13 protein-coding genes and 1 other annotated feature are annotated in these 14,191 nt (G+C 63.7%); of the genes, 10 read left to right on the top strand and 3 right to left on the bottom strand.

Annotation, left to right across the window (positions count from 1 at the left end; translation table 11 throughout):
- The first annotated feature begins 109 nt into the window (after positions 1-109).
- Positions 110-670, top strand: a complete 561-nt coding sequence (locus QTJ18_RS10435; RefSeq protein WP_252751484.1) for an NUDIX hydrolase — start codon at positions 110-112, stop codon at positions 668-670.
- A gap of 118 nt (positions 671-788) precedes the next feature.
- Here the strand turns inward: QTJ18_RS10435 and QTJ18_RS10440 are convergent, their stop codons facing one another.
- Positions 789-935, bottom strand: coding sequence for a hypothetical protein (locus tag QTJ18_RS10440; RefSeq protein ID WP_252751483.1), 147 nt, complete (start codon positions 933-935; stop codon positions 789-791).
- On the opposite strand from QTJ18_RS10440, the gene QTJ18_RS10445 reads away from it, so the two are divergent.
- The 5 genes from QTJ18_RS10445 (at position 920) to QTJ18_RS10465 (ending at position 7,187) form a co-directional block, all read left to right on the top strand.
- The gene (locus QTJ18_RS10445) at positions 920-3,547 is read left to right on the top strand and encodes a DUF3772 domain-containing protein (protein WP_252751482.1); all 2,628 of its coding nucleotides are present in this window, start codon (positions 920-922) and stop codon (positions 3,545-3,547) included. The two genes, QTJ18_RS10440 and QTJ18_RS10445, sit on opposite strands and share 16 nt — an antisense overlap.
- Positions 3,548-3,673: 126 nt before the next feature.
- Positions 3,674-4,963 (top strand): serine hydroxymethyltransferase, encoded by a 1,290-nt coding sequence (gene glyA, locus QTJ18_RS10450; RefSeq protein ID WP_252751481.1) that lies wholly within the window; start codon positions 3,674-3,676, stop codon positions 4,961-4,963.
- 15 nt (positions 4,964-4,978) lie between these two features.
- Complete coding sequence (gene nrdR / locus QTJ18_RS10455; protein WP_252751480.1) at positions 4,979-5,458, top strand: transcriptional regulator NrdR; 480 nt, start codon at positions 4,979-4,981, stop codon at positions 5,456-5,458.
- Positions 5,459-5,463: 5 nt separating this feature from the next.
- Positions 5,464-6,591 carry a bifunctional diaminohydroxyphosphoribosylaminopyrimidine deaminase/5-amino-6-(5-phosphoribosylamino)uracil reductase RibD gene (gene ribD / locus QTJ18_RS10460; RefSeq protein ID WP_252751479.1) on the top strand — a complete coding sequence of 376 codons (1,128 nt, stop codon included), beginning with the start codon at positions 5,464-5,466 and terminating at the stop codon, positions 6,589-6,591.
- The gene (locus QTJ18_RS10465; protein ID WP_252751478.1) at positions 6,573-7,187 is read left to right on the top strand and encodes a riboflavin synthase; all 615 of its coding nucleotides are present in this window, start codon (positions 6,573-6,575) and stop codon (positions 7,185-7,187) included. Before ribD ends, QTJ18_RS10465 begins: the two co-directional genes overlap by 19 nt.
- Positions 7,188-7,275: 88 nt before the next feature.
- Here the strand turns inward: QTJ18_RS10465 and QTJ18_RS10470 are convergent, their stop codons facing one another.
- Together QTJ18_RS10470 and QTJ18_RS10475 are read right to left on the bottom strand one after the other, a co-directional pair.
- Positions 7,276-8,760 (bottom strand): SulP family inorganic anion transporter, encoded by a 1,485-nt coding sequence (locus QTJ18_RS10470; RefSeq protein ID WP_252751477.1) that lies wholly within the window; start codon positions 8,758-8,760, stop codon positions 7,276-7,278.
- A 70-nt stretch (positions 8,761-8,830) separates the two neighbouring features.
- Positions 8,831-8,888 (bottom strand) — a sequence feature (sul1 is cis-regulatory element that is thought to sense ions involved in sulfur or methionine metabolism; They are found in Alphaproteobacteria).
- Between the two features lie 98 nt (positions 8,889-8,986).
- On the bottom strand, positions 8,987-9,514 hold the full coding sequence (locus QTJ18_RS10475) for a GNAT family N-acetyltransferase (protein ID WP_252751476.1): 528 nt from the start codon (positions 9,512-9,514) through the stop codon (positions 8,987-8,989).
- Between the two features lie 167 nt (positions 9,515-9,681).
- Between QTJ18_RS10475 and ribH the strand changes: the two genes are divergently transcribed.
- The 4 genes from ribH to QTJ18_RS10495 all read left to right on the top strand — a co-directional run bounded on the left by ribH (position 9,682) and on the right by QTJ18_RS10495 (position 14,187).
- Positions 9,682-10,137, top strand: a complete 456-nt coding sequence (gene ribH, locus QTJ18_RS10480) for a 6,7-dimethyl-8-ribityllumazine synthase (protein WP_252751475.1) — start codon at positions 9,682-9,684, stop codon at positions 10,135-10,137.
- A 3-nt stretch (positions 10,138-10,140) separates the two neighbouring features.
- On the top strand, positions 10,141-10,620 hold the full coding sequence (gene nusB / locus QTJ18_RS10485; RefSeq protein WP_252751474.1) for a transcription antitermination factor NusB: 480 nt from the start codon (positions 10,141-10,143) through the stop codon (positions 10,618-10,620).
- A gap of 11 nt (positions 10,621-10,631) precedes the next feature.
- Positions 10,632-11,858 carry an MFS transporter gene (locus tag QTJ18_RS10490; protein WP_252751473.1) on the top strand — a complete coding sequence of 409 codons (1,227 nt, stop codon included), beginning with the start codon at positions 10,632-10,634 and terminating at the stop codon, positions 11,856-11,858.
- A gap of 190 nt (positions 11,859-12,048) precedes the next feature.
- Entirely contained in the window at positions 12,049-14,187 is a 2,139-nt protein-coding gene (locus QTJ18_RS10495) for a sodium-translocating pyrophosphatase (RefSeq protein ID WP_252751472.1), read from the top strand.
- The last annotated feature ends 4 nt before the right edge of the window (positions 14,188-14,191 follow it).

Below are 14,191 nucleotides of genomic sequence, written 5' to 3' on the forward strand. Positions count from 1 at the left end.
GCCCCATTCCGGGGTGGCCGTTTTCACGATTGGACCATGGTATGCCCCATAGATGCCGCGCGGCCTCGAGCGATCGGCCTATGGCAGGGCAGGAAGGCAGGAGCGCGTGGTGGACAGGAAATGGACGGTCCTCGATCAGGAGGTTCTTTTGAGGGACCGGTGGATCAATGTCAGGGCGGACCGCTGCGTCACCGCCTCCGGCGCCAGGATCGAACCCTATTACGTGCTGTCCTATCCGGACTGGGTGAATGTGGTTGCCATTACCGCACGGCAGGAACTGGTCTTCGTCCGCCAGTACCGGCATGCAATCGGCGACTGGGTCACCGAACTGCCCGGCGGCATTGCCGATCAGCAGGACGAGGCCCTGCACCTTTCGGCCCGGCGCGAACTTCTGGAGGAGACCGGCTATGAAACGGCCGCGGATCTCGAGCCGGTCTGCGCCCTGCATGCCAATCCGGCAACGCATACGAATACCATCCATACCTTCCTCTGCCGGCAGGTCGTGCTCGAGCGGGATCCCGTGCTGGAAGCCGGCGAGGATGGGCTGCAGGTGGTGCTGATGCCGATTGCGCAGGCGATTGCCCTGCTGCGCAGCGGCGGCTTTGCCTCCGCCATGCATGCCGCCGGCCTCTCGCTTGCCCTCATGGCTGCCGGCTACCTGAAAGGGTAATGCCGGCCTGGATCATGATGATGTCAGACTGCCCGGTCTGGCATCCAATCCCGCGCCAAGCTGTTGAAGACCCGGCCTTGATCACTGCACTGTGTTGCCGTCGGCGGCTGCATTTGCTTCAGTGACGAAAGCCGCCGTCCTGCGCACCGGCGCGGCGCATCGATTCGTCTGTCGAGCCCTCCGTCGGCGTGGCTGTCGATCTGTCCGGCCGGCAGGCAATCGTGGCGCCAACGGGATCATAGCGAAAACATGCAAGTTCGGTCATTCCTGTGCCTGTCCCTGTGCCTTTGCTCGTGCCTGTGTCGCAAAGGCAGCCTGATCCTGGGCTGGCTGCTGCTGGCCATCCTTCTGGGCGCCGGCCCCGGTCCCGTCGCCACACCCGCCTTCGCCCAGAAGACCGATCGGTCAGAGCGCGCCGATCCCGTCAGAACATGGTCGGAAACCGCCCGACGCGCCGAAGAAGTGCTGCAGGCGGGGCGCGCCTCTTCGGATTCGCTTGAAGTGCTGCGGGCCGAGCTGGCCGCGCAGAGGCAGGAGGCGGAAACGGCGTCCAGCGCCGCCGATGTCATCATTCGCTCGCTGACCGCGCAGATCGCATCGCTTGGTCCGCCGCCACCCAAGGATCAGCCGGAGCCCGAAATCGTTGCCGAGCGGCGCAAGCAGCTGACGGCGGAACTTGCACGGGCCCAGCAGCCGGTGGTCGAGGCGCGGCAGGCCTATGCCCGCGCCGATGTTCTGATCGAGGAGATCGACACGCTGGTCCGCTCCCGGTCCGCCACCAGCCTTCTGGAGCGCAAACCCTCGCCGCTCATCCCCGCCACCTGGGAACAAGCCGCCGCCGACCTCAGGATCTATGCCGAAAAGCTGGAGGATGATCTTGAGCGCAGCCTCCAGCCGACGGCGGAGCGGATGAGTTTCGTCGAGGATCGGCTGCTGCCGGCCCTGCTGATCATCGTCGTCGCGCTCGTTCTGCCGATCGGGATCGGGCATTTCGTCCTGATCTCGCTTGAGCGGCGCGTCCGGAGGGGCGGCACGCCCCTGCGCTTCATCATGAAGGTTGCCGGCCTCCATCTGATGCGGCTCGCTTTGTCCTTCATCGCGGGAATGGCCATCATCGCGGCGCTGATCCTGGTGCAGGACGGTATCCATTCGGCCGACAATCTGTCGGGCGCCCTCACCGTGATGATCCTCATCTTCATCATTGCCGACTGGCTGGGCAATGTCCTGTTCAATCCCAACCAGCCTTCGCTGCGCCTCGTCTCGCTCAGCACGGGTCTTGCGCGCACCTGCTACTGGCTGGCCATGGCCTTTGCCGCCTCGCTCGGCGTCGATGCTCTGGTGGACGGCGCGTCGGATGACTACGCCTTTGCGCCTGCGAGCCTTTCCATGCTCGAAGGCATCAGCATTCTCATCGGATGTCTGGTGCTGAGCGTGCTGGCGCGCGTCTTGCGGCGCGTGGCAGACGAGATGGAGGCGCCGGCGGATGGAGCGGCGGCCGCCATCGGGGAAGGCCCCACAGGAGTGGGCGGGGCAGGACCGACAGGCCTGGCCGGACCAAGCGGCCCGGCTGGCGCAGGCGGCCCGGCGGGAAGCAGTCCCGTCCTGGACGACAGCCTGTTCGGCCCGGCCTTCTTCCGCGTCTGCAGCCGGATGATGCAGGCGCTCGCCATCCTCTCGCTTGTGGCCGCAAGCCTCGGCTACGTGCCGCTTGCCCGCGCCTCGCTCTCGCCGACCATGCTGACGCTGATGGTCTTCGGCCTCGCCTTCATCCTGCATCACGCCCTGATGATGCCGATCCGGGCAACGCTTGCCAGGCGCTCTTCCTCCGCCGAACTGGCCTCGCTCCTCGTCGGCCTCGGCCTGTTTCTCGTCTGCCTGCCGCTGTTTGCCCTGATCTGGGGCGCCCGCGAAGCCGAAGTGGGCGAGGTCTGGCGCGTCCTCCAGAACGGCATCGATCTCGGCGGCATCCGCCTGTCACCCAAGATCCTGTTCGTCCTGTTCGGAACCTTCATCCTCGGCCTTTTCGTCACCCGCTGGTCGCAGCGCGTCGTCGACAGGATGATCCTGCCGAAGACCCAGATCGACCCTGGCGGCCGCAATGCGATCCGCACCGGTCTCGGCTATGTCGGGTTCATTCTGTCGGCCCTGCTGGCCATTTCCATGGCGGGCCTCGACCTCTCCAACCTTGCCATCATCGCCGGGGCGCTTTCGGTCGGCGTCGGCTTCGGCATGCAGACCATCGTCTCGAACTTCGTTTCCGGCATCATCCTCCTGATCGAAAGGCCGATCAAGGAGGGCGACTGGATCGAGGTGTCCGGCTTTTCCGGCACGGTGCGAAAGATCGCGGTGCGGTCGACAAGGATCGAAACCTTCGATCGCCACGACGTCATCATTCCGAATGCGGATCTGATCGCCGGAACGGTCAAGAACATGACGCTCAGTTCGCATGTCGGCCGCATGATCATTCCGATCGGCCTTGCCTATGGCAGCGACCTCGATCGCGCCCGGAACATCCTTCTGGACATCGCGCAAACGCATCCGGGCATCCTGTCTTATCCGGAGCCGCAGGTCTTCTTCCGCAATTTCGGCAATAATGCCCTGGATTTCGAACTGCGCTGCTTCCTGCGCGATGTCGGCACCGAGATCGGCGTGCGTTCGGATCTGCTCTTTTCGCTGAATGCCGCCTTTGCCGAAGCGGGCATCGAGATCCCCTTCGCCCAGAGCGACATTACCATCCGCAATCTCGACGAGATCCTCGCCAAGCTGCCGAACCGGAAGACCGAGACGGAAGCGAAGACGGAGACGGGGACGCAGAGCGAGAGGGAAAGGGCGCCGGGCGCAAAGGCAGACGGATCGTCGCAGCCTGCGGGCGAGTGACCGCTTGGACGGGGCGAAAGCTTCATGCTGAGCATTGTTTGATCCGCAAATCGCGCTCTGTGACTTGCCCTTGGCGGGCCCTCCCGCTAAGACGCCATCGCATCAGTTTCCTGCAGGAGCCCCGACATGTCGCATAGAGATGCATTCTTCTCCCGTCCGCTGGCCGAGACCGATCCCGAAATCTTCGGCGCGATCGAGAAGGAACTGGGTCGTCAACGTCACGAGATCGAATTGATCGCCTCGGAGAACATCGTGTCGCGCGCTGTGCTCGAAGCGCAGGGCTCGATCATGACCAACAAATATGCGGAAGGCTATCCGGGCAAGCGCTATTATGGCGGCTGCCAGTTCGTGGATATCGCCGAGGAACTGGCCATTGATCGGGCCAAGAAGCTGTTCGGCGTCAACTTCGCCAATGTCCAGCCGAATTCCGGCTCGCAGATGAACCAGGCCGTCTTCCTGGCGCTCCTGGCACCCGGCGACACCTTCATGGGCCTCGATCTCAACTCGGGTGGCCACCTGACCCATGGGTCGCCGGTCAACATGTCCGGCAAATGGTTCAATGTCGTCTCCTACGGCGTGCGCGAGGACGATCATCAACTCGACATGGATGAGGTCGCCCGCAAGGCAGAAGAGCACAAGCCGAAGCTGATCATCGCCGGCGGCACCGCCTATTCGCGCATCTGGGACTGGAAGCGCTTCCGCGAGATCGCCGATTCGGTCGGCGCCTATCTGATGGTGGACATGGCCCATATTGCCGGCCTGGTGGCCGGGGGCGTGCATCCGTCTCCCTTCCCGCATTGCCATGTTGCCACGACGACGACGCATAAGTCGCTGCGCGGCCCGCGTGGCGGCATGATTCTCACGAATGACGAGGATCTGGCGAAGAAGTTCAATTCGGCCGTCTTCCCGGGCCTGCAGGGCGGTCCGCTGATGCATGTCATCGCGGCAAAGGCTGTGGCCTTCGGCGAAGCGCTGCAGCCGGACTTCAAGGATTACGCCGCCCAGATCGTCAAGAATGCCAAGGCGCTGGCGGACACGCTGATCAAGCACAATCTCGATATCGTCTCCGGCGGCACCGACAACCATCTGATGCTGGTCGATCTGCGCAAGAAGAATGCCACCGGCAAGCGGGCGGAAGCGGCACTTGGCCGAGCCTTCATCACCTGCAACAAGAACGGTATCCCGTTCGATCCGGAAAAGCCCTTCGTCACCTCGGGTGTGCGCCTTGGAACGCCGGCTGGTACGACGCGCGGCTTCAAGGAGGCCGAGTTCATCGAGATCGGCAATCTGATCGCCGAAGTCCTCGACGGTCTGAAAGTCGCCAATTCCGACGAGGGCAATGCCGTCGTCGAATCAGCCGTGCGCGAAAAAGTCGTGGCGATGACCGATCGCTTCCCCATGTATCCCTACATGTAAGAGGCACCCGAAGCGATGCGCTGCCCCTATTGCGGTTCCGAAGACACGCAGGTCAAGGATTCGCGTCCGGCGGAGGATTTTACCTCCATCCGCCGGCGGCGCATCTGTCCGGATTGCGGTGGCCGGTTCACCACCTTCGAACGCGTGCAATTGCGCGAGCTGATGGTCATCAAGAAGACCGGCCGCAAGGTGCCGTTCGATCGCAACAAGCTGGTGCGATCCTTCCAGATCGCTTTGCGCAAGCGCCCGGTCGATGCCGACCGCATCGAACGGGCCGTATCCGGCATTGTCCGCCGGCTCGAAAGTTCGGGTGAGAGCGAAATCAGTTCGGAGCAGATCGGGCTGCAGGTACTCGAGGCGCTGAAGAGCCTCGATGACGTGGCCTTCGTCCGCTATGCTTCGGTCTATCGCGATTTCTCGCATGCCGAGGACTTCGAGAAGGTCATCGCGGAAATCAGCGCGCGCATCGGCCGCGATTCCACGGCGGAGTCCTGAGCGCCATGTCCGCCACGCCCGAGGACCGGCGCTTCATGGCAGCCGCAATCCGGCTGTCGCGGCGCCATACGGGCCAGACCTCCACCAATCCCTCCGTCGGCTGCATACTCGTCAAGGATGGCGTGGTGATCGCCTCGGCCGTCACTGCCAAAGGCGGCCGGCCGCATGCCGAGGCGCAGGCGCTTGCGCTTGCCGGCGAAGCCGCCCGCGGCGCCACCGCCTATGTTACGCTGGAACCCTGTTCCCATTACGGCCGGACGCCGCCCTGCGCCAATGCGCTGGTTGCGGCCGGCGTTTCGCGCGTCGTCGTCTGCCTTACCGATCCGGATCCTCGCGTCTCGGGCCGCGGCCTGGCCATCCTGCGCGACGGCCATATCGCGGTCGATAGCGGCATTCTGGAGGAGGAGGGTCGCCTGGCGCTCGAAGCCTATCTGATGCGCCAGATGAAGGGGCGGCCGCATGTGACTCTGAAGCTTGCGCTTTCTGCCGATGGCATGATCGGCCGGCACGGCGAAGGCCAGCTTGCCATCACCGGGCCGGTGTCACGCGCGCAGGTTCATGTCCTGCGGGCGGAAATGGATGCCATCCTTGTCGGCATCGGCACGGCGATCGCCGACGATCCGGATCTTACGGTGCGTCTGCCGGGCCTTGAGGAGCGCTCGCCGCTGCGCATCGTGCTGGATCGCCATCTGCGCCTGCCCCTGACGTCGAGGCTGGTGCGCACCGCAAAGGATGTGCCGGTGATGGTCGTCGCGCAGGGCGGTGCCGGAGGCGCCGAGACCCGCGCCGAACCGGAAATCCTGGCCGATCGCCGCAAGGCCCTCACACAGGCCGGTGTCGAGATCCTCGATGCGGCCGATCTGCCCCATCTCCTGCCGCAGCTTGCCGGCCGCGGCTTGTCCTCGCTGCTTGTCGAAGGCGGAGCCACTGTGGCGCGCGCTTTCCTGGACGCAGGGCTCGTGGATCGCATCCTTCTCTTCGAAGGGGAGGGGACGATTGGCGCGGCCGGCATTGAATCCCCCCTGACGGCACACGATATCCCGGAGGATTACAAGCCCGTGCGGCGCCTGCGCTTCGGTACGGACAGCTGTTGCGATTATGAAAGGGAATTCGAATGTTTACGGGTATCGTGACCGATGTCGGCAGCGTCTCGGAGCTTGTCCCGCTGGATGAAGGCATTCGGCTGCGCATCGCCACCCAATATGATCCCGCCGGCATCGATATCGGCGCCTCCATCTCGCATGCAGGAGTCTGCCTGACGGTCACCAATCTCTCCGACACCAACAGCAATAGCCGCTGGTATGAGGTGGAAGCCTGGGAGGAGGCGCTGCGACTGACGACGATCTCCTCCTGGGGCCCCGGCACGAGGGTGAACCTGGAGCGGGCGCTGAAAATCGGTGACGAGCTCGGCGGCCATATCGTTTCCGGCCATGTCGATGGCAAGGGCGAAATCCTCTCCGTCACGCCGGAAGGAGAGGCGGTGCGGATAAGGCTGCGCGCTCCGGCGGAATTTGCGCGCTTCGTGGCGCCAAAGGGCTCGGTTGCGCTTGATGGCACATCCCTCACCGTCAATGCCGTCGAGGGAGCGGAGTTCGATATATTGCTGATCCGCCATACCCTGGAAGTGACCACCTGGGGCGAGCGCAAGGCCGGCGATTTCGTGAATTTCGAGGTGGATACCATGGCGCGTTACGCAGCCAGGCTGGCGGAATTTCCTGCCGCGGGCTGAGGGCCGCGCTCGGACCGGCAGATGTGATCCCGCCGGTCCTTTCCTTTTTCTTCCCGCGCTTTTTCTTTTCGGAGAGCCTGACCGATCTTCAATGTGCCGCGGCGGACAGGGAAGCATGCTCCTTGTCGTGCAGGGCGTAGCGGTCGATCATGCTGCTGCTGGCCTCGTTGAGGCCGATCACATCCACGAGGATGTTATGGCGGCGGAACTTCAAAACCACCTGGTCGAGCGCCCCGACGGCGGAAATATCCCATAGATGCGCCCTTGAGACGTCGAGCGTCACGGCCTTTACCGGCTCGGCGAAATCGAAGGCCGCGATGAAGCCTTCGGTCGATGCGAAGAAGATCTCGCCGTCGATCCGATAGATGCGGTGACCGCCATCCTCGCTGAGGGTGGAGCGCACATGGAAGAGCTTGGCAACCTTGCCGGCGAAGAAGATGCCCGACAGCAGGACGCCGGCGAGGACGCCGAGCGACAGGTCATGCGTGGCGACCACAGTGATGACCGTGGCCAGCATGACGATCGACGAGGGCAGCGGGTTGCGGCGCAGATCCGGTATCGAGCGCCAGGAGAAAGTGCCGATCGAGACCATGATCATGACCGCAACCAGTGCCGCCATCGGAATGATCTTGACCACGTCATCCAGCACGAGGATGAGGAAGAGCAGGAATGTGCCGGCGACAAATGTCGAAAGCCGGCCGCGGCCGCCCGACGAGATGTTGATCACCGACTGGCCGATCATCGCGCAACCGCCCATGCCGCCGATCAGGCCGGAGGCGATATTGCTGGCGCCCTGGCCGATGCATTCCTGGCTCTTGCTGCTGGTCGTGTCCGTCATGTCATCGACGATGCGCGCCGTCAGCAAGGATTCCAGGAGGCCGACGGCGGCCAGCGCCGCGGAATAGGGAAAGATGATCTGCAGGGTCTCGAAGGTCAGCGGCACCTGCGGCAGGGCAAAGATCGGCAGGCTGGAGGGCAATTCGCCCAGATCGCCCACGGTGCGCAGATCCATGCCGAAGCCGATCGACAGTCCGGTCAGCACGACGATCGCCACCAGCGGCGAGGGGATCGCCTTGGTGACATAGGGGAAGAGGTAGATGATCGCCAGCCCGGCCGCGATCATGACATAGGTCGCGACCGGCACGCCGATCAGTTCAGGCAGCTGTGCCATGAAGATCAGGATGGCAAGCGCATTGACGAAACCGGTCATCACCGATTTCGACACGAAGCGCATGACGCGTCCGAGCCTTGCAAGTCCGGCCAGGATCTGCAGCAGTCCCATGAGAAGCGTTGCAGCGAAGAGATATTGCAGCCCGTGTTCCTTGACGAGCGTCACCATCAAGACGGCCGTTGCTGCGGTCGCCGCCGAGATCATGCCCGGACGCCCTCCGGTGATGGCCGAGACGCAGGCGATGGCGAAGGAGGCAAACAGGCCGACTTTGGGATCGACGCCGGCAATGACGGAAAAGCCGATCGCCTCCGGGATCAAAGCAAGGGCGACGACGATGCCGGACAAAAGGTCCGCGCGGATACTGGAAAACCATTCACGGCGGTAGGTGGAGAGAGATATCATGAGGATCGTTTCGCAAAAGACGTGCATCGGCCGGGAGCGTGTCCAGGTCGGAAAGGGCAGATGCTTTTCGCGTTGTCCGGCGGATCGGCGGCCGGAAGAGCCACCCGGGGATCGCACCCGGGTCCTGGTGATGGGCTGCTCTTAGACAAAAAACTGGGCCAGGGCAACATCAACGGCGCAGCGGCCAGAAGCCATGCTGATAGCGAGAAAAGTCAAAGCCCGCCCGTCAAGAGATCCGGGAGCGCCTGAGGACCACGACTTCGCCCTGGTGTTCGGCGCGCGCAAAGGCCTTGAAGCCCAGCCGGTCGGCAAGCTTGAGGGAGCTTAGATTGTCCGGCGCGATGATGGCTGTCATGTCCAAACCGGCAAAACGCGGCTCCGCCCAGGCAATGAGCGCGGACACGGCTTCGAAGGCATAGCCGAGGCCGTGGAATTCCGGCAGCAGAACCCAGCCGGTTTCCAGCGTGCCGATCAGCGACGGCGTCATGTCCCGCCGCACCTCGTGAAAACCGGCCTCACCGACGAAGCGGCCGCTCGCCCGCTCTTCGATGGCCAAAAAGCCGAATCCCATGAAATGCCACATGCCCGGCCGGTTCATCAGCCGCATCCAGCTTGCCTGCGGCGTGGACGGCACGCCGCCGATGAAGCGCACCGTCTGCGGATCGGCCCAGAGCGCGGAAAAGGCTTCGAAATCGCCCAGCGCGTGCGGGCGCAGGATCAGCCTCTCGGTGGTGATGGTCGGCATGAAGGACATCGCGGCAGACTCGCACGATAAAGGCCAAGATTGCGTTTCTACGGGGAAGCTGCGCAAGGTGTAAAGCCATGCCGCTTGCGAAAAGCGCTTGCCATTCCGCCCGTGGCATGGTTTGACCGCGCAAATCCCCAACATGAACAATCGCAGCCTTGCGACCAGGACGACCCATGACCGATTCTCAAAAGCCTCATCTTCTGATCGTCGAAGCCCGCTTCTACGATGACATGGCCGATGCGCTCCTGGATGGCGCAACCTCGGCGCTGGGAGAGGCTGGCGCCACCTATGACGTGATCACGGTGCCCGGCGCGCTGGAAATTCCGCCGGCCATTGCCATGGCGCTCGATGCGGCAGAGCAGGGCGGCGTCAATTACGACGGTTTCGTTGCGCTTGGAATGGTCATTCGCGGCGAGACCTACCACTTCGACATCGTCGCCAATGAATCCTCGCGGGCGCTGATGGATCTCGCCGTCTCGGAATCGCTGGCGATCGGCAATGGCATCATGACCGTCGAAAACGACGAGCAGGCCTGGGCGCGGGCTCGCAAGAGCGATAAGGACAAAGGCGGCTTTGCGGCGCGTGCGGCGCTGACCATGATCGAGTTGCGCGAAAGGCTGGGTGCCTGAGCCATGTCGAAGGATCTGCAGCAGCCGGTCAAGCCGGCCAATCAGAGGGGCGCGGCCCGGCTTGCGGCCGTGCAGGCCCTTTACCAGATGGATATCGGCGGCACCGGCGTTCTGGAAGTGGTGGCCGAATACGAGGAACACCGCCTCGGGCAGGAACTGGACGGCGATACCTATCTGAAGGCCGATCCCTCCTGGTTCCGCTCCATCGTCGCCGGCGTCGTGCGCGACCAGACGAAGATCGATCCGCTGGTGCGGGCGACGCTGCAGGAAGGCTGGCCGCTCTCCCGCCTCGATTCGACCCTGCGTGCCATCTTGCGTGCCGGAACCTTCGAAATCCTCGAGCGCAAGGACGTGCCTGTGCCGGTCATCGTCACGGAATATGTCGAGATTGCCCAGGCCTTCTTCGAAGGCGACGAGCCGAAGATCGTTAACGCGGTTCTTGATCGCATTGCCAAACAGATCCGCGGCGAAACGAAGAAATAGGCGGTCACGACATGGATAGCGCCGGCGGACACGGACTGGAACGGCAGTTGAAGGACGCCAAGCGCAATGTCGCCTTTCTGGCGGCGGCGCAGGCCATACTCGGCTCCGCCGCGCCGCTTTCCATCTCTGTCGGCTCGCTCGCCGGCTATCAGCTTCTGGTGGCGGACAAATCGCTCGCCACGGCGCCTGTCACCGGCTTCAATATCGGAACGGCCGTGGGTGCCATGGCAATCGCCTTCGTCTCCCGCTTCATGGGCCGCAAGACGGCCTTCATGACGGGCGCGCTGCTGGGCGCCGCGGGAGGCGCGCTCGCCACTATCGCGCTGATCCGCGCCGATTTCTGGTTGTTTGCCGCCGGCCTTCTAATGATCGGCATCAGCTCGGGCTTTACCCAGAAAATCCGCTTCGCCGCAGCCGATGCGTCGCCCGGCCCGTTCAAGCCCAAGGCGATTTCCTGGATTCTCGGGGCGGGCATCGTCTCGGCCGTCATCGGGCCGCAGCTGGCGATCTGGGCGAAGGACCTCTTCGCGCCGATCACCTTTGCCGGAACCTTTCTGGCGCTGGTGCCGCTCTGTCTGGCGGCCATCGGCATTCTCGTTTTCCTCAAGCTGCCGGAACCGGCGGCAAGCCATGCGGCCAGCGAGCCGGCCCGGCCGCTCAGCGAAATCATCACCACGCAGCGCTTCGCCACCGGCATGATCTGCGGCATCGGTACCTATGCGCTTATGTCTTTCGTCATGACCGGCGCGCCGCTGGCCATGGTGATCGGCTGCGGTTTTCCCACCGAGCTCGCCACCCTCGGCATCCAGTGGCATGTGCTGGCCATGTTCGGTCCGAGCTTCTTCACCGGCATGATCATCGCCCGCCTGGGGGCAGAGAAGGTCGTGGCCTTGGGCCTCGTCACGCTGATGCTGTGTGCGGTCATCGCCCATCTCGGCATCGAGCTGTGGAATTTCTGGGCAGCCCTCGTCCTGCTGGGGATAGGCTGGAATTTCGGCTTCATCGGCGCGACCTCGATCATCGCCTCCACCTATCGGCCGCATGAGGCCGACAAGGTGCAGGGCTTCCACGATATCCTGCTGTTCGGCACCGTGGCGCTCTCCTCCTTTTCCTCCGGCAAGGTTTTCACCGCCTTTGGCTGGAGCGTGATGAACCTCGTCATCTGGCCGGTCTCGCTGCTGTGCCTGATCCTCATCGGCCTGCTGATCCTGCGCGGCCGTCCTGCGGCTGCGGCCTGATCCGCCAAATACCCTCTCTCCTGTTCTCAACTCGCCTTCCGAGCGTACCCTTGTCGGCTTGGCCCTTGACGCCATTTCCGCAGGGTCGCAATCTCCCTGCCGGAATGGCATGGGAATCTTGGGAGGGATGCCCGGCCTTGTCCACGCCGGTGCAATCCTTGCGGCGGCTTTTTGGGAGAGGAACAAGCGTATGACAGTAATACTGGGTGTGATCGTCTGCGGCCTCCTGTCGGTGGTCTATGCCGCCTGGGCCACACGGTCGGTCCTTGCGGCCGATCAGGGCAATCAACGCATGCAGGAAATTGCAGGCTATATTCGGGAGGGCGCACAGGCCTACCTGACCCGTCAATATATGACAATCGGCATTGTCGGCGTGGTGGTGGCCATCGGGACCTGGCTTCTGCTTTCGGGCCTGGCCGCCATCGGCTTCATCATCGGTGCCGTCCTGTCGGGCGCTGCCGGCTTCATCGGCATGCATGTGTCCGTCCGCGCCAATGTGCGCACCGCCCAGGCATCCTCGCACAGCCTCTCGGCCGGCCTGGACATCGCCTTCAAGTCGGGTGCCATTACCGGCATGCTGGTGGCGGGCCTCGCGCTTCTCGGCGTCTCGCTCTATTACTGCATCCTCGTCTACGGCATGGCGCTTGAGCCCGGCAGCCGGCATGTGATCGACGCACTCGTCGCGCTGGGCTTCGGCGCCTCGCTGATCTCGATCTTCGCCCGCCTCGGCGGCGGCATCTTCACCAAGGGCGCCGATGTCGGCGGCGATCTCGTCGGCAAGGTGGAAGCCGGAATTCCGGAGGACGATCCGCGCAATCCGGCCACCATTGCCGACAATGTAGGCGACAATGTCGGCGATTGCGCCGGCATGGCAGCGGATCTCTTCGAAACCTATGCAGTCTCCGTGGTCGCCACCATGGTGCTCGCCGCGATCTTCTTCGCCGGCGCGCCGCTGCTCGGCGCCATCATGCTCTATCCGCTGGCGATCTGCGCAGCCTGCATCCTCACCTCGATCGTCGGCACCTTCTTCGTCAAGCTCGGCGCCAATGGATCGATCATGGGGGCGCTCTACAAGGGACTGATCGCTACCGGCGCCCTGTCGATCATCGGGCTCGGCGTCGCCACATCCGTCACCATTGGCTGGGGATCGATCGGCACCGTGGCCGGCATGGACATTACCGGCATCAACCTGTTCTTCTGCGGCATACTCGGCCTTGTGGTCACCGCGCTGATCGTCGTCATCACCGAATATTATACCGGCACCAACAAACGGCCGGTCAATTCCATCGCCCAGGCCTCCGTCACCGGCCACGGCACCAATGTCATCCAGGGCCTGGCGGTCTCGCTGGAATCAACCGCTTTGCCGGCCATCGTCATCGTCGGCGGCATCATCTCCACCTACCAGCTGGCGGGACTGTTCGGAACCGGCATCGCGGTCACCGCAATGCTCGGTCTGGCCGGCATGATCGTGGCGCTCGACGCCTTCGGTCCGGTTACCGACAATGCCGGGGGCATTGCCGAAATGGCCGGCTTGCCGCCGGAAGTGCGCAAGTCGACCGATGCGCTGGATGCCGTCGGCAATACCACCAAGGCGGTCACCAAGGGCTATGCCATCGGCTCGGCTGGTCTCGGCGCGCTGGTCCTCTTCGCAGCTTACGCCAATGACCTCAGCTACTTCGCGGCCAATGGCCAGCAATATCCCTATTTTGCCGATGTCGGCGAAATCTCCTTCAGCCTCGCCAATCCTTATGTGGTGGCGGGCCTGATCGTCGGCGGCCTCATTCCCTATCTGTTCGGCGGCATGGCCATGACCGCGGTCGGCAAGGCCGGAAGCGCGGTGGTGGAGGAGGTCCGCCGACAGTTCCGCGAAAAGCCCGGCATCATGCAGGGCACCGACAGGCCGGATTACGGTCGCGCGGTCGACATGCTGACCAAGGCCGCGATCCGGGAAATGATCCTGCCCTCGCTGCTGCCGGTCCTCGCGCCGATCGTCGTCTATTTCGGCGTCCTGCTGATTTCAGGCTCCAAGGCATCGGCCTTCGCAGCCCTCGGCGCGTCGCTGCTCGGCGTCATCATCAACGGCCTCTTCGTGGCGATCTCGATGACCTCCGGCGGAGGCGCCTGGGACAATGCCAAAAAGAGCTTCGAGGATGGCTTCGTCGACAAGGACGGCACCCGCCACATGAAGGGTTCGGAAGCCCATAAGGCATCCGTGACCGGTGATACTGTCGGCGATCCTTACAAAGATACGGCCGGCCCCGCCGTCAATCCGGCGATCAAGATCACCAATATCGTGGCGCTTCTGCTCCTGGCGGTGCTGGCGGCCTGAGCCG

Source organism: Rhizobium sp. SSA_523 (assembly GCF_030435705.1).
GTDB lineage: Bacteria > Pseudomonadota > Alphaproteobacteria > Rhizobiales > Rhizobiaceae > Neorhizobium.

What these genes read in the sequence shown, in the direction of transcription:
- QTJ18_RS10445 (WP_252751482.1), top strand. Translation starts at nt 920, where the DNA reads ATGCAAGTTCGGTCATTCCTGTGCCTGTCCCTGTGCCTTTGCTCGTGC.
- QTJ18_RS10440 (WP_252751483.1), bottom strand. Translation starts at nt 935, where the DNA reads ATGACCGAACTTGCATGTTTTCGCTATGATCCCGTTGGCGCCACGATT.
- glyA (WP_252751481.1), top strand. Translation starts at nt 3,674, where the DNA reads ATGTCGCATAGAGATGCATTCTTCTCCCGTCCGCTGGCCGAGACCGAT.
- nrdR (WP_252751480.1), top strand. Translation starts at nt 4,979, where the DNA reads ATGCGCTGCCCCTATTGCGGTTCCGAAGACACGCAGGTCAAGGATTCG.
- ribD (WP_252751479.1), top strand. Translation starts at nt 5,464, where the DNA reads ATGTCCGCCACGCCCGAGGACCGGCGCTTCATGGCAGCCGCAATCCGG.
- QTJ18_RS10465 (WP_252751478.1), top strand. Translation starts at nt 6,573, where the DNA reads ATGTTTACGGGTATCGTGACCGATGTCGGCAGCGTCTCGGAGCTTGTC.
- QTJ18_RS10470 (WP_252751477.1), bottom strand. Translation starts at nt 8,760, where the DNA reads ATGATATCTCTCTCCACCTACCGCCGTGAATGGTTTTCCAGTATCCGC.
- QTJ18_RS10475 (WP_252751476.1), bottom strand. Translation starts at nt 9,514, where the DNA reads ATGTCCTTCATGCCGACCATCACCACCGAGAGGCTGATCCTGCGCCCG.
- ribH (WP_252751475.1), top strand. Translation starts at nt 9,682, where the DNA reads ATGACCGATTCTCAAAAGCCTCATCTTCTGATCGTCGAAGCCCGCTTC.
- nusB (WP_252751474.1), top strand. Translation starts at nt 10,141, where the DNA reads ATGTCGAAGGATCTGCAGCAGCCGGTCAAGCCGGCCAATCAGAGGGGC.
- QTJ18_RS10490 (WP_252751473.1), top strand. Translation starts at nt 10,632, where the DNA reads ATGGATAGCGCCGGCGGACACGGACTGGAACGGCAGTTGAAGGACGCC.
- QTJ18_RS10495 (WP_252751472.1), top strand. Translation starts at nt 12,049, where the DNA reads ATGACAGTAATACTGGGTGTGATCGTCTGCGGCCTCCTGTCGGTGGTC.